This window comes from Streptomyces parvulus (assembly GCF_014648855.1).
Lineage (GTDB): Bacteria > Actinomycetota > Actinomycetes > Streptomycetales > Streptomycetaceae > Streptomyces > Streptomyces parvulus.
Genome location: NZ_BMRX01000012.1, coordinates 65,182 through 79,625, shown reverse-complemented (window position 1 = coordinate 79,625; position 14,444 = coordinate 65,182). Strand labels below are relative to the sequence as shown.

The window sequence follows — 14,444 nt, the reverse complement described above, 5'->3', positions numbered from 1 at the left end:
CGGTCTGCGGCTGCTGCTCGGCGGGTGCCTGTGCAACAAAAAACCCCTCGTGCCATAAGGCAAGCGAGGGGAGCGCGCCGGGTGTGGGTCGCGGGGAGTCCGGGTGGACCGGACGTCACCTGCTTCAGCCGACGCGCTTTCCAAGTACGAGAATTCGGGTGCGCATGGCACTGACCCTCCCCCCGGCGCGCACTCACTGTCAAGTGGGTGGGACGGGAGTCTCATTATGTGAGCGCAGTGCCGTACCACCACCGAGGACGGCGGGCAGGCCCGGCGGGACACCGCCCCCGACCTGGCCCGTGGCCGCGATCGCGGAGCCGACGCCCTTGCCGTACCGGGCCTTGGCGCCGCCGGCGAAGGCCGGTTCCGCCGGGCCGTGGGGCACCGGGTAGTGGCCGGTTCCGAGCGCTCTGCGCAGCCGGTATTCGTCGAGCGGCCCGGAGAACGCCATGCCCTGTCCGTGGGTGCAGCCCATCGCGCGCAGGGCGACGATCTGCTCGGGCAGGTCCACGCCGTCGGCGACGGACTTGAGTCCGAGGTCGGTGGCGATGCGCAGCAGCCCGCTGGTGATCTTGTGCAGGCGCGCCGACTCCACGACGCCGTCGATCAGCCCGCGGTCCAGCTTGAGGACGTCCACGGGCAGGCGCCGCAGCGCGGTGATCGCCGCGTACCCGCTGCCGAAGCCGTCCAGCGCGATCCGGACGCCCACCCTGCGCAGGGCGTTCAGCCTGCGGTCCAGTTCGTCCAGGCCGACCCGTGGGTCGATGTCCGACAGCTCGATCAGCAGAGAGCCCGGGGGGAGCCCGTGGCGGGTCAGCTGGGCCTCCACCGAGCCGAGCGGCATCGAGCGGTCCAGCAGGCGGCGGGCGCCGATGCGTATGGCCACGGTGACGGGCACCCCGGTCGCCGCGCGTTCGGCGGCCTGCTCGACGGCCTCCTGGAGTACCCAGCGGTCCAGTTCGGCGGTCTTGTCGCCGTCCTCGGTGACGCGGAGGAACTCGGCGGGGGTGAAGAGCACGCCCTGCGAGGAGCGCCAGCGCGCCTGGGCGCAGACCGACGTGATCCGGCCGTCGGTGAGGGAGACCACGGGCTGGTGCAGCAGCGCGAACTCGCCGTCGTGCAGGGCGACCCGCAGCCGGGTGGCCAGCTCGGCCTTGCGCACGACGTCCTGCTGCATCTGCGGCCGGTACAGCTCGACACGCCCCTTGCCGCCCGCCTTGGCCCTGTACATCGCGAGGTCGGCGTTGCGCAGCAGCTCGCCCGCGCCGAGTCCCGGTTCGGCGAAGGCGACGCCGATGGAGGCGTTGATCCGGACATCGTTGCCGTCGATGAGGTAGGGCTGGGAGAGGGTGGACCGCAATCGGTCGGCCAGTTCCAGGATGTGGCCCTCGCGGGCGGCCCGGTCCCGGGCCCCGTCCCCGACGATCAGGGCCGCGAACTCGTCGCCGCCCAGCCTGGCTGCGGTGTCCCCCTTGCGGACGGCCTCGTGCAGCCGGCGGGCGGCCTGCACCAGCAGCTCGTCCCCGGCCTGGTGGCCGATGGTGTCGTTGACGCCCTTGAAGCCGTCGAGGTCGATGAAGAGCACCGCGGTGCCCCGCAGCGCGGCGCCCCGGTCCATGGCGCGGCGGCCGGAGAGTGCCTGCTGGACGCGCCGGGTGAACAGGGCCCGGTTGGGCAGGTCGGTGAGCGGGTCGTGCTCGGCGTTGTGCTGGAGCTGGGCCTGGAGGCGGACGCGCTCGGTGACGTCGCGGCTGTTGAAGATGAGGCCGCCGTGGTGGCGGTTGACGGTGGACTCGACGTTGAGCCAGCCGCCGTCGCCGGAGCGGAAGCGGCACTCGATGCGTGCGGTCGGCTCCTCCACGGGGCTGGCGGCGAGGAACCTGCGCACCTCGTGCATCACGCAGCCGAGGTCCTCGGGGTGGATGAGCCCCGCCAGTTCGCTGCCCACCAGTTCCTCGGCGGGGCGGCCGTAGACCCCGGCGGCGGCCGGGGAGACGTAGCGGAGGATGCCCGTGGGCGCGGCGATCATGATGACGTCGCTGGAGCCCTGCACCAGGGACCGGAAGTGGTTCTCCTTCTGGGCCAGTTCCTGGGTGAGGACGATGTTGTCCAGGAGCATGATGCCCTGCCGGACGACGAGGGCGAGCACCACGGTGCCGCCGGTCAGCAGCACCACGCGGTCGACGCTGCGGCCGTTGAGCACGTTGTAGAGGATGCCCAGGGTGCAGACGGCGGCGGCGAGGTACGGCGTGAGCGCGGCCAGGGATCCGGCGATCGGCCGCGCGGCCGGATAGCGCCCGCGCTCACCGCCGGGCACGGGCACGGGCGGCGGCACCTGGGGGTGGCCCGCGCCGCGCTGCCCCGGCAGGTGTTCGCGCACCACGCGGGTGTGGCCGCCGGCGGGGTCCTCGTCCGGCGTCCGTCCGCGCCGGGACGCGGCCCAGGGGGCGTAGGCGAGCAGCAGGGAGCCGGCGAACCAGCCGGCGTCGAGCAACTGGCCGGAGCGGTAGTTGTTGTGCAGCAGCGGCGAGGTGAACAGGGCGTCGCACATCACCGTCAGGGCGAGTGCGCCGATGGCGGTGTTGACGGCGGACCGGCACACGGGCGAGCGCCTGAAGTGCAGCGCCAGCACCATGCTCACCAGCGCGATGTCGAGCAGCGGGTAGGCCACCGAGAGCGCGGAGTGCGCCACGCTGGAGCCGCCGTCGGCCTTCGCCGCCTGGGCCAGCGCGAGGCTCCACGCCAGCGTCAGCAGCGAGCCGCCGATCAGCCATGCGTCCAGGCCGAGGCAGATCCAGCCGGCCTTGGTCACCGGCCGCTTGGCGAGCACCAGGAGCCCCACGATCGCGGGCGGCGCGAAGCACAGGAAGAACAGGTCCGCGTAGCTCGGACTGGGCACCGGCACCCGCAGGACGACCTCGTACCACCCCCAGACCAGGTTGCCCAGGGAGGCCATGGCCGAGGAGAGGGCGAAGAGCAGCCATGCGGGCCGGAACCGGACGCGGCGGCCGCGGGCGTAGAGGAAGCAGGAGACGGCGGCGGTGCCGGCGGCGGCGCTCAGCCCGAAGTCGCCCATGACCTTGGCCGCGTACTCCGAACCCCAGCCGAGCGCGGATCCCACGCCGTACCCCGCGCAGACCAGGGCGAGGACGAGCTGGCGGACGAAGGCCGATCCGCCGGCGGCGGACGAGGGCCGGGGCAGCAGGGGACCGGGCGCGGGCTGCGCGCGCAGCGCTCCGTCCAGCGTGGGTGCGGGCGGCGGACTCACCGGAGCCTCCCGGCCCGCACCGCTCCCGCGTCCCGCGGCCCCGGCCGGGCGGTCTGGAGCTGCCTCCGGCGGCCGGCCGGCCGCCGCCGGTGCGGGCCGCGCGGACCGTGATGGCCGCCGTGATGGCTGTGCTGACCCCGTCTGCGCGCGGTCGTCGTCGTGCGCCAGGGTCGCCGGCGGCGGCTCCGCCGCGTCGGGTCGTTCGTCCATAGGCCGTGCATCGCCCGTCGCCCCCCTCACAGTCTGAGATGTCCATCCCCGGCGCCGAACGGTGCGCGGCGCGTCCCCTGTCGGACGATACACCAGGATCGTCACTCAGGGACATAGGTTCTCTACGCTCCGTGACGACCAGCGGATATGCGGGTACCCACCGCATCCGGGGGATTGCGGAGGGTGCCCGAAACGGATTAAGCGCCCGTCGTCAGGATCACGTTGCGCAGTGGTTCCCGGTTCACGAACCGGTTCAACTGGTCCACCAGCAGCCGCTTCGCGCGCGGCAGGAAGGCGGAGGTCGGCCCGCCGGCGTGCGGGCTGATGACTATGCCGGGAGCATGCCACAGCGGGTGGCCCTGCGGCAGCGGTTCCGGGTCGGTCACGTCGAGGGCGGCGGTGAGGCGCCCGCTCTCCAGTTCGGCGAGCAACGCCTTCGTGTCGACGACCGGTCCACGGGCGACGTTCACGAGCAGGGCGCCGTCCTTCATCCGGGCCAGGAACTCCGCGTCGACGAGATGGCGGGTGGCCTCGGTGAGCGGGGTCGAGAGGATCACGACGTCCGCCTCGGGGAGCAGGCCGGGCAGTTCGGTGAGCGGGTGCACGGGACCGCGCGCCGTGGTGCGGGCGGAGCGCGCGACGCGCACGACCGGCGCGACCTCGAAGGGCACGAGCCGGTCCTCGATCGCCGCGCCGATCGAGCCGTACCCCACGATGACCACCTTCCGGTCGGCGAGCGCCGGCCGGAAACCGCCGAGCCACTCGCCCCGGTCCTGGGCCCGCACGAAGTCCGGGATCCCCCGCAGCGACGCCAGCACCAGGGTGAGCGTCAGCTCGGCGGTGCTGGCCTCGTGCACGCCCCGCGCGTTGCACAGCCGCACGCCCGGGGGCAGGTGCGCGAGGCCGGGCTCGACGTGGTCGATGCCCGCGGAGAGGGTCTGCACGACCTGGACCGAGCGCATCTCGGGCAGCGGGCGGGTCCCGATCCCGCTGGGCTTCATGTAGGGGACGACGTAGTACACGCAGTCGGCCGGGTCGGCGGGGAAGGTCTCCTCGCCGTTCCAGTGGCGGTACACGGGCCCCTCGGGGAGGCCCTCGATCTCGTCCGGCGGGATGGGCAGCCACACGTCAGCAGTCATGGTCAGGAGGCTATGTCAGGCGGCCGGAGGCCAGAGGTTAGGTTGGGTGGCCTGACGAGGGAGGGTCACGACCAGGTGGAGCGCAGGACGATCGGCGCGACGGCGCTCGCGGTGGGGGCCGTCGGACTGGGGTGCATGCCGATGAACTGGGCGTACAGCACCTCCCGGCAGCGGGGCGACGAGTCGGTCAGGGCGGTGCACCGGGCCCTCGACCTGGGCGTCACGCTGCTGGACACCGCGGACATGTACGGCCCGTTCACCAACGAGCTGCTGCTGGGGCGGGTGTTGAGGCAACGGCGGCCGGACGCCTTCGTGTCGACCAAGGTCGGTCTGCTGGTGGGCGAGCAGCACATCGTGGCCAACGGCCGCCCCGGCTACGTGAAACGTGCCTGCGACGCCTCGCTGCGCCGGCTCCAGACGGACGTCATCGACCTGTACCAGCTGCACCGCGCCGACCCCGAGGTCCCGGTCGAGGAGACCTGGGGCGCGATGGCGGACCTGGTGCGGGCCGGAAAGGTACGGGCGCTCGGGCTGTGCGCGGTGGGCGCGCGGTCGGCCCGGCGGCCGGGGGCGCGGCTGCACGACGGGACGGTCCGCCAGCTGGAGCGGGTGCAGCAGGTCTTCCCGGTGAGCGCGGTGGAGGCGGAGCTGTCGGTGTGGTCGCCGGAGGCGCTGCGGACGCTGCTGCCGTGGTGCGTCTCGCGCGGGGTGGGCTTCCTCGCGGCGATGCCGCTGGGCAACGGCTATCTCACCGGCACGCTGACGCCCGGGCAGGGCTTCGAGCCGGAGGACCTGCGCGCCCGGCACCCCCGCTTCACCGCCGAGATGATGGCCGCCAACCAGCCGATCGTGGCCGGCCTGCGCCGGGTCGCGGCCCGGCACGGCGAGGACGTCACCCCGGCGCAGGTGGCGCTGGCCTGGGTGCTGGCGCAGGGGCCGCACGTGGTGCCGGTGCCGGGCACCAAGCGGGAGCGCTGGGTGAGCGAGAACGCGGCGGCGGCCGGGCTGCGGCTGACCGGGCCCGACCTCGCGGAGCTGCGGGCGCTGCCGGCCGCGCAGGGCTCCTGGGACTGACCCGGCGCACAGGGGGCGGCGCGGCTTCCGGGGCTTGGCGCGGGTCCGAGGGTCCGGCGCGGGTTGGCCTGCGCGGGTTCGGGATGCGGCGATCGGGAACTCGGAGAGCCCGTGCGGTGTATGACAGGGAGAACCCGCCGCGTCGAAGGGACCAAGATCGTGCAACGTCGAGCCGGGTCGGCCGTGTTGGCCGCCGCCGCCCTCCTGCTGACGGCCGGCTGCTCCTCCGACGGGGAACCGTCGGACGGGGACGGCAGCGCCTCCCCCGCCACCACCACCGCGCAGTCCTCGCCCTCCGCGCCGGCCGCGGGGCAGACCCCGCCGCCGGCGAAGGGCTCCGTGAAGGTGCTGCGGACGGTCGCCACGGGACTGGACAGTCCCTGGGGACTCGCCCCGGTGCCCGGCGGCGACCTGCTGGTCTCCTCCCGCGACGACGCCACCATCACGCGCGTCGACGAGAAGAACGGCGACACGACGGAGCTGGGCGAGGTGCCCGGGGTCTCCGCCGCGGGCGAGGGCGGGCTGCTGGGCATCGCGCTCTCCCCCGACTACGCCTCGGACCACATGATCTACGCGTACTACACCTCCGCCTCGGACAACCGCGTCGTGCGCATGCTGTACGACGAGAAGAAGCCGGCCGGTGAGCAGCTGGGGGCGCCCGACACCGTCTTCCGGGGCATCCCCAAGGGCATGATCCACAACGGCGGCCGGATCGCGTTCGGGCCCGACGGCATGCTCTACGCGGGCACCGGTGAGAGCGGGGACACCGGGCTGTCGCAGGACAAGGAGTCCCTCGGCGGCAAGATCCTGCGGATGACGCCGGACGGCGACCCGGCGCCCGGCAACCCCTTCCCCGACTCGGTGGTGTACTCCTACGGCCACCGGAACGTGCAGGGGCTGGCCTGGGACCGCGAGCAGCGGCTGTTCGCCTCGGAGTTCGGGCAGGACACCTGGGACGAGCTGAACGCGATCGAGCCGGGCGGCAACTACGGCTGGCCGGACGCGGAGGGCGAGGGCGGCGGCTCCGGCTTCCGGGATCCGCTGGCCCAGTGGAGCACCGACGAGGCCTCCCCCAGCGGCATCGCGTACGCGGCGGGCTCGGTGTGGATGGCCGGGCTGCGCGGCGAGCGGCTGTGGCGGATCCCGCTGAAGGGCACGGAGGCCTCGGCGAAGCCGCAGTCGTTCCTGGCGGACGAGTACGGCCGGCTGCGGACGGTGGCCCCGGCGGGCGGCGACAAGCTGTGGCTCGTCACCAGCAACACCGACGGCCGGGGCGACGCGAAGGGCGACGACGACCGGATCCTGGAGGTGCGGGTCCGCTAGCGGCCGGCTGTCACTCCCCCTCGGCGGAGGACTCCGGCGCCTCCTCGGGGCGCGGCGGGTGGACGACCACCCGTCCCGAGCCGAGGTCTATCGGGCCGCGGCCGGGGTCGCCGTCGCCGACGTCCTCGCGGGTCAGCTCCAGGCGGTTCTGCTCGTCGCGGGTGTGCTTGCGGCCGGGGGAGAACAGTTCGTCGAATGCGTTGAACACGCGTGCCTCCGTCGTTCGGCGTCCCTTACAGCGTAGGCCTCAGCGCGGCGAACGGGACGTGGGCCGTTCGGCGGGGAACAGCTCCAGCCGGTGGGCCAGTGCCGCGGCCTCGCCCCGGCCGGAGACGCCGAGCTTCGCCAGGATGTTGGAGACGTGCACGCTGGCCGTCTTGGGCGAGATGAACAGCTCCCCGGCGATCTGGCGGTTGGTGCGGCCGTCCGCGACCAGGCGCAGCACGTCGCGTTCGCGTCCGGTCAGGCCCAGCGCCTCTGCCGGGTCCGCGGGGGCGGTGGCGGGGGCCGCGGAGGGGGCGAGGGTGAGGCGGGCGCGCTGGGCGAGCCGGGCGACGGCGTCGGCCAGGGGGCGGGCGCCGAGGCGGTCCGCGACGGTGTGGGCCAGCCGGAGCAGTTCCGTGGCGCGGGCGCGACCGTCCTCGTCGCCGGTGGTCAGGAGGGCGTCGGCCAGCCGGTGGCGCACGCGGGCGAGGTCGTAGGGCCGCTCCAGGCGTTCGAAGGCGGTGACCGCCTCCGACCAGGTCTGCGGGCTGTCCAGGTCCCGGGCGCGGTGCAGTTCGGCGCGGACCCACTGGGCGTGGGCCTCCCAGACGGGGGCGCCGGTCGTCAGGGTCTTGGCGGCCGCCGCGATGCGTTCGAGGGACTCGGCCCGGCCCTCCGCGGCGGCCGGCAGCGTCCGGGCGTCGGCCTCCGCCTCGGCGGCGGACAGCAGCAGCGGCCAGCCGTAGCGCTGGGTGCCCGGCGGGAAGCCGGTGTCCAGGATCCGGCGGAGTCCGGCGCGGGCGTCCGCGAGGCGGCCGTCGGCGGCGGCGAGGCCGAGGGCGAGGGCGGCCAGCGGCAGGTGGTGCTGGGGCATGGGGTCGTGGCTGCCGTAGGCGGCGCGGGCCTCGGTGTGCAGCCGGGCGGCCTCGGCGTGCTCGCCGCGGGCGAGGCTGATCACGGCCCGCTTGAGGGCGGCGCCGCCGCGCGGTGCCGGGCCCCGGCCGGGCGCCGCGGCCATGTCCGCGGCCCGCATGGCCTCGTCCCAGCGGCCCAGGGAGATCAGGGACTCGGCGAGGTTGCCCCACACCCAGGCCTCGGCGTCCAGCAGGCCCATCCGCCGGGTGAGGTCGACGCCCTCGCGCAGGACCTCGATCGCCTCCTCGGAGCGGCCCAGGCCCTCCAGCGTCGAAGGCAGGTTGACGTGGCTGCGGGCCACCGCGGTGGACCGCCCCTGCGCCACCACCAGCTCCCTGACCTGGAACATCTCGGCGAGTCCGGCCTCGGTGTGCCCGGCGTCCACCATCAGCCCGCCCAGGGTGAGGCGGGCGTTCAGCTCGATGTCGGCGGCGCCGACCATGCGCGCGTACTCGACGGCGCGCTCGGCGGCGGTGACCGCGTCGGGGCCCGGGCTGTGCAGCATCGACCAGTTGGCGGCCATGGCGAGGACCTCGGCGTGCACCTGGGAGGGCGGCAGGCCGCGGACCAGCTCCTGGGCGATGCCCAGCTCCCGCCAGCCGTCGCCGCGGCCCTGGGCCTGGACCAGCAGGGAGCGCTGCGTCCAGAACCAGGCGGCGCGCTGCGGGTCCCGGCTGCCCGTGCCCCCGTCCGGCTCCTCGTCCAGGAGCCGCAGCGCCCGCTTGGTGATCTTCATCGCGCGCTCGCGCTCCCCGCACAGCCGGCCCGCGACGGCGGCCTCGGCCATCAGGTCCAGATACCCCAGGGGCGTGGTGGCGGGGTCGCAGCCGGAGGGAGGGTAGACCTCGGTGTAGTCGACGGGGCGCAGCGTGGCGCGCACCTCGTCGGGAGCGGACTCCCACAGCTCCATGGCCCGCTCCAGCAGCCGGAGCTGCTCGGAGTAGGCGTGGCGGCGGCGGGCCTCGACGGAGGCGTCGAGGACGGCGGGCAGGGCCTTGGCGGGATCGTGGGCGTGGTACCAGTAGCTGGCCAGGCGCATCACGCGCTCGCTCGCCGGGACCAGGGTGGGCTCGGCGTCCAGGGCCTCGGCGTAGCGGCGGTTGAGGCGGGAGCGCTCGCCGGGCAGCAGGTCGTCGCCCACGGCCTCGCGGACCAGGGAGTGCCGGAAGCGGTAGCCGTCGCCGTCGGGCGCGGGAAGCAGGATGTTGGCGTTCACCGCGGAGCGCAGGGCCTCGATGAGGTCGTCCTCGGTGAGCCGGGCGACCGCCGCGAGCAGCCGGTACTCGACGGTGGAACCGCCCTCGGCGACGATCCGGGCGACCCGCTGGGCGCTCTCGGGCAGGGCCTCCACGCGGACCAGGAGCAGGTCGCGCAGGGAGTCGGTGAGGCCGGTGCAGCTGCCCTCGTGGGCGGCCACGGCGAGTTCCTCGACGAAGAAGGCGTTGCCGTCGGAGCGCTCGAAGATCGCGTCGACCTGGAGCGGGTCGGGCTCCGCGGCGAGGATGCCGGCGATCTGGCGGCCGACCTCGTCGCGGGTGAAGCGGCTCAGTTCGAGGCGGCGGACCGTGCGCAGCCGGTCCAGTTCGGCGAGCAGGGGGCGCAGCGGGTGGCGGCGGTGGATGTCGTCGGAGCGGTAGGTGGCCAGGACGGCGAGGCGGCCGGTGCGCAGGGTGCGGAAGAGGTAGGCGATCAGGTGCCGGGTGGAGGCGTCGGCCCAGTGCAGGTCCTCCAGGACGAGGAGGACGGTGTGCCGGGCGGCGACGCGCTCCAGCAGGCGGGCGGTGAGTTCGAAGAGGCGGGCCACGCTCTCCTCGTCGTGCCGGCCGCCGCCGGAGCCGGGGGTGGCCTCGCCCAGTTCGGGCAGCAGGCGGGCCAGCTCCTCCTCCTGTCCGGCGGCCGCGGCGGCCAGCTCGGCGGGAAGCTGCCGGCGCAGGGCGCGCAGCGCGGTGGAGAAGGGCGCGAAGGGCAGCCCGTCGGCTCCGATCTCGACGCAGCCGCCCAGCGCGACGACGGCGCCCCGGCGGGCGGCCTCGGCGGCGAACTCCTCGACGAGGCGGGTCTTGCCGACGCCCGCCTCGCCGCCCAGCAGCAGTGCCTGCGGCTCGTCGGCGTCGGCGCGGCCGAGCGCGTCCTTCAACGTGTCCAGTTCACCGGCGCGGCCGACGAACACGGGACTCACGGACTTGGTCTCCACGGACCCGAGCATCGCACGGGGCTCCGACGGCGCGGCGGGGAATTTCAGCGTCGGGCGCGCGGGAACGACGGCGGGGAGGGAGGCCGTGCGGCCTCCCTCCCCGGTGCTTCCCCCGGTTCGCCCGGTCACGCGACCCGGGCCGTCCGGTGCCGGCGCGGCCGGAGCGTATGGCTCTCCGCCTCGGCGGCGGCGTGGCGCGCCGCGCGCCGGGCGGCGCGGCGGGCCCGGACGGCCTCACGGGCCAGCCGGGCCTCTTCCGCGTGGCGGACGAGGTCGATGTGACGGGCCTGGTGGATCTCGTACTCGAACATCTGGTGCTCCTCGGTGAGCGTCGGTCTCGGCTTCGCTTTCCGCGATGCCTCAACCTTCGTCTCCCAGGGGGGCCGGCCACATCGGGTAAGTTCCGCATCTTCCGCGCCGGGCGGGGCCTTAGACGTGCGTGAGGGGTCTTAGGACGGGCGCCGGGCGGGCGCCGGTGTCCTAAGACCCCTCCGGGAGGTCCGGGTCAGCCGGCCGAGGGCAGGCCGAGGAGGACGTCCGTGTACTTCAGGACGGCCAGCAGCAGGCCGATGACGCCGAGGCCGACGCCCGCCCAGGCGACCGACTTGATCCACGGGGCCTGCGGCCGGCCGGGCGCGCCGAACGCGGGGCGCGCGAGCACCACGACGCCGACGATCAGGGCGACCAGGGCGAAGATGCCGCCCCACATCGCGGTGGCCTGCCAGGCGTTGCCGTAGCCCTTCTCGATCAGCGCGCCGACGTCGGAGGTCGAGGTCGACTGGAGCTGGCCGATCAGCGACTCGCGCGCGGAGGCCACGGTGCCGACCCAGCTGCCGGTCAGGGAGACGATGCCCAGTCCGGCGGAGACGACGGCGCCCGCGCCCTGGCCGACGCCGGTGGGGCCGGTCCCGGCCGTGTGGTCGTCGGCCGCCTCGTCGGCGAGGGTGCCGTCCGTCGCCTCGGCATCGTCCTGCGGGTCGGTCCCGGCCTGGTCGGCGGCCTCGGGGGACTCGACCTCGGTCGTCCGGTCCTTCTTCTGCTCGTCGGTCTTCACGCCGGTCTCGTCCACTGTCTTCGTTCCCATGCCTCGCACCGTACGGACGCTGTCTGAGAGGTCCCTTAATGATCCCTGTGAGCGGCACGCGCGCGTGCCTCGCGTGCCGCGCGCCACTCGGGTGCGAGCACGGCCCACACCTCCATGTCCTGGCGGGCGCCCCGGTAGGGGAAGCTCTCGCGCAGTACACCCTCACGCATCATGCCGAGCCGCCGCGCGGCGTTGACACTCGGGGTGTTCGCCGAGGAGGCGTGCCACTCCACGCGGTGCATGCCGCGCTCGTCGAAGGCCCAGTCGATCAGGACGCGGGCGCCGCGGGCGACCAGGCCGCGGCCGGTTCCGGCGGGCTCCAGCCAGCAGCCGATCTCGCAGACGCCGGTGGCGGCGTCGAAGACCCGGTAGAGCAGGCCTCCGACGAGCGTGCCGTCCAGCCACAGCCCGTGCAGGAAGCCGCTGTCGGCGGCGTGCCGGTCGGCGTAGGCCTGCAGCACCTCGCGCGCGGAGGCGAGGTCCGTGGCCTTCGCGCCGAAGGGGATGTGCTCGGTGATGAAGTCCCTGCCCCGGTCGAGATGGGCCAGGAACTCCTCGGCGTGCCAGGTCTCCAGGGGGCGCAGTTCGGCGCCGTCGTCACCCAGTGATATCGCGTACATCCCGCTGCCGTTCCTCCTCCGCGAGAACGTCCGCCACCCCGGCGTCCGTCGCAGCGGCCAGCCTCTCATGCGCCTGCCGGCACTCGGGCGGCTCGATGCTGATGCGCGGCAGTACGGCGTCCAGGCGGCGCGGGAGCCACCAGTTGGCGCGGCCCAGGAGGTGCATGAGGGCGGGCACCAGGAGCGTGCGCAGGACGAAGGCGTCCAGGGCGACGGCGGCGGCGAGCGCGATGCCGAACATGGCGATCACCCGGTCGCCGCTGAGCACGAAGGCGAGGAAGACGGAGATCATGATGACGGCGGCGGAGTTGATCACGCGGCCGGTCTCGGCGAGCCCGACCCGGACCGCGCGGCGGTTGTCGCCGGTCTCCAGCCACTCCTCGTACATCCGGCTGACCAGGAAGACCTGGTAGTCCATGGAGAGTCCGAAGAGCACCGAGACCATGATCACGGGAAGGAAGGGCTCGATCGGTCCCGCGCTGCCGAGGCCGAGCAGTTCGCTCCCCCAGCCCCACTGGAAGATCGCCACGACGACGCCGAAGGCGGCGGCCACGGCGGCGACGTTCATGGCGGCGGCCTTGAGGGGGATGCCGACGGAGCGGAAGGCGAGCAGGAGCAGCACGCAGCCCAGGCCGACGACGACGCCGACGAAGAGCGGCAGCTTGCCGACGATGACCTCGGCGAAGTCGTCGTACCCCGCCGTCACGCCGCCCACGTGCACGTCGAGCGCGGTGCCGGCCTCGGCGCGCGGGAGCACCTCGGAGCGCAGCCGTTCGACGAGGTCGCTGGTGTCCCCGGACTGCGGCGCGGACTCGGGTACGACCGTGAGGTAGGCGGCGTCGCCGGCCGAGTTGTACATCACCGGCGTCACCGAGGAGACGCCCTCGGTCGTGCGCAGGGTGGCGTCGAGGCTGTCCAGCGCGAGGCGGTCCTCGGCGCCGCGGACGTCGGTGACCAGGGTGAGCGGGCCGTTGACGCCGGGGCCGAAGCCGTCGGCGAGGAGGTCGTAGGCCTGGCGGGTGGTCGTGCCCCGCGGGTCGTTGCCCTGGTCGGAGGTGCCGAGGCGCAGGTCGAGGGTGGGCAGCGCGAGCACGGTGATGACGACGAGGGCGACGGCGCCGAGCAGCTTGGGGTGCCGCTCGACGAAGGCCGACCAGCGCGCGGCGAACCCGGCCGCGACCTCGGGTTCGGGTCCGTGCTCCGCGAGCCGGCGCCGCTCGCGCCGGCTCAGGGCACGCGGTCCGATGTACGACAGCAGGGCGGGCAGCAGCGTCACGGAGGCCGCGACGGTGAGGAGCACGGTCAGCGAGGCGGCGACGGCGACGCCGTTGAGGAAGCTCAGCCGGAGGATCAGCATGCCGAGCAGCGCGATGCAAACGGTCGCACCCGCGAAGACGACGGCGCGTCCCGTGGTCGCCACGGCACTCGCGGCCGCCTCGGTCACGGACAGGCCGCGCTTCAGGCCGCGCCGGTGCCTGGTGACGATGAACAGGGCGTAGTCGATGCCCACGCCGAGCCCGATGAGGGTGCCCAGCATGGGTGCGAAGTCGGCGACGGTCATGAAGTGGCCGAGCAGCGTGATGCCCGCGTAGGCGGTGCCGACGGAGACCAGCGCGGTGGCGATCGGCAGCAGGGCCGCGGCGACGGTGCCGAAGGCGAGGAACAGCACGACCGCGGCCACGGCCACGCCGACCGCCTCGGCGAGGTGGCCGCCGGCCGACTCGGTGAGCCCGACGGCGCCGCCGCCCATCTCGACGCGGAGCCCGTCCGCCCGGGCGCCCTCGGCGGTCTCCACCACGGCGCGCGCCTCGGCCGCGTCGATGTCCCCGGAGGCGTCCTCGAAGGTCACCGTGGCGTAGGCGGTGCGGGCGTTCTCGCTGATGCGGGGCGAGTCGGAGTCGTCGTAGGGGTTGGTCACCGCGGCCACTCCGGGCAGCTCCGCGATGCGCTGCAGGGCGCCGGACACGGCCTGTTCGACGGCGGGGTCGCGGACGGTGCCGTCGTCGGTGTGCCAGACGACGGTGTCGCTGTCGCCGTCGAGGCCCGGGAAGCCGGAGCCGAGCAGCCGGGAGGCGCGGTCGGAGTCGGTGCCGGGGATCGCGTAGTCGTTGGAGTAGGCGGAGCCCGTGATCGTGGCGGCCGCGGCGACGCCGCCGAGCGCGAGGAGCCACAGCAGGACGGCGATGAGCCGACGTCGAACACACCAGCGTGCGAGGGCTGCCACGAACGTGCTCCCAGGTGTCTGATTGTGGATCTTTGACCGGGGGCAGTCGTCCATGGCGTGAACGGCCCGCAAAGAACGCATGAGCAATGCGGAATGAGCAGTGCGGAATCACTCTTGCAGGAGGAATAGATCGTTTGCGGACTTAGTGGGCTGATTCACAACAACGGCCCCGGGTGGCGCGTCGGTACG

The 14,444-nt window shown here is 74.1% G+C and carries 10 protein-coding genes; 2 read left to right on the top strand and 8 right to left on the bottom strand.

All coding sequences use genetic code 11. The annotated features are described in order from the left end of the window. Positions 1–199 precede the first annotated feature (199 nt). Together IE108_RS24055 and IE108_RS24050 are read right to left on the bottom strand one after the other, a co-directional pair. A complete protein-coding gene (locus IE108_RS24055) occupies positions 200–3,268 on the bottom strand; it encodes a putative bifunctional diguanylate cyclase/phosphodiesterase (protein WP_064729973.1) in 3,069 nt (1,022 codons plus the stop codon). A gap of 407 nt (positions 3,269–3,675) precedes the next feature. Next, positions 3,676–4,617, bottom strand: a complete 942-nt coding sequence (locus tag IE108_RS24050; RefSeq protein WP_064729972.1) for a 2-hydroxyacid dehydrogenase — start codon at positions 4,615–4,617, stop codon at positions 3,676–3,678. Between the two features lie 75 nt (positions 4,618–4,692). On the opposite strand from IE108_RS24050, the gene IE108_RS24045 reads away from it, so the two are divergent. Both IE108_RS24045 and IE108_RS24040 read left to right on the top strand, forming a co-directional pair. Then, the gene (locus IE108_RS24045) at positions 4,693–5,691 is read left to right on the top strand and encodes an aldo/keto reductase (protein ID WP_064729971.1); all 999 of its coding nucleotides are present in this window, start codon (positions 4,693–4,695) and stop codon (positions 5,689–5,691) included. Between the two features lie 120 nt (positions 5,692–5,811). Continuing rightward, positions 5,812–7,014, top strand: coding sequence for a PQQ-dependent sugar dehydrogenase (locus IE108_RS24040; protein ID WP_064729970.1), 1,203 nt, complete (start codon positions 5,812–5,814; stop codon positions 7,012–7,014). Between the two features lie 10 nt (positions 7,015–7,024). Here the strand turns inward: IE108_RS24040 and IE108_RS24035 are convergent, their stop codons facing one another. The 6 genes from IE108_RS24035 to IE108_RS24010 form a co-directional block, all read right to left on the bottom strand. Further along, positions 7,025–7,222 (bottom strand): DUF6191 domain-containing protein, encoded by a 198-nt coding sequence (locus IE108_RS24035; RefSeq protein ID WP_064729969.1) that lies wholly within the window; start codon positions 7,220–7,222, stop codon positions 7,025–7,027. 39 nt (positions 7,223–7,261) lie between these two features. Beyond that, complete coding sequence (locus IE108_RS24030; RefSeq protein ID WP_064729968.1) at positions 7,262–10,339, bottom strand: helix-turn-helix transcriptional regulator; 3,078 nt, start codon at positions 10,337–10,339, stop codon at positions 7,262–7,264. 113 nt (positions 10,340–10,452) lie between these two features. Further along, positions 10,453–10,638 (bottom strand): hypothetical protein, encoded by a 186-nt coding sequence (locus IE108_RS24025; RefSeq protein WP_064729967.1) that lies wholly within the window; start codon positions 10,636–10,638, stop codon positions 10,453–10,455. Between the two features lie 194 nt (positions 10,639–10,832). Then, complete coding sequence (locus IE108_RS24020; RefSeq protein ID WP_064729966.1) at positions 10,833–11,411, bottom strand: hypothetical protein; 579 nt, start codon at positions 11,409–11,411, stop codon at positions 10,833–10,835. A gap of 35 nt (positions 11,412–11,446) precedes the next feature. After that, positions 11,447–12,031, bottom strand: coding sequence for a GNAT family N-acetyltransferase (locus IE108_RS24015; protein ID WP_064729965.1), 585 nt, complete (start codon positions 12,029–12,031; stop codon positions 11,447–11,449). After that, complete coding sequence (locus IE108_RS24010) at positions 12,009–14,255, bottom strand: MMPL family transporter (RefSeq protein WP_064729964.1); 2,247 nt, start codon at positions 14,253–14,255, stop codon at positions 12,009–12,011. The genes IE108_RS24015 and IE108_RS24010 overlap by 23 nt, the downstream gene beginning before the upstream one ends. Positions 14,256–14,444: the final 189 nt, after the last annotated feature.

Bases quoted from the DNA above. Each gene is read 5' to 3' on its own strand.
- IE108_RS24050 (WP_064729972.1), bottom strand. From the start codon at position 4,617: ATGACTGCTGACGTGTGGCTGCCCATCCCGCCGGACGAGATCGAGGGC.
- IE108_RS24040 (WP_064729970.1), top strand. From the start codon at position 5,812: ATGACAGGGAGAACCCGCCGCGTCGAAGGGACCAAGATCGTGCAACGT.
- IE108_RS24030 (WP_064729968.1), bottom strand. From the start codon at position 10,339: ATGCTCGGGTCCGTGGAGACCAAGTCCGTGAGTCCCGTGTTCGTCGGC.
- IE108_RS24025 (WP_064729967.1), bottom strand. From the start codon at position 10,638: ATGTTCGAGTACGAGATCCACCAGGCCCGTCACATCGACCTCGTCCGC.
- IE108_RS24020 (WP_064729966.1), bottom strand. From the start codon at position 11,411: ATGGGAACGAAGACAGTGGACGAGACCGGCGTGAAGACCGACGAGCAG.
- IE108_RS24015 (WP_064729965.1), bottom strand. From the start codon at position 12,031: ATGTACGCGATATCACTGGGTGACGACGGCGCCGAACTGCGCCCCCTG.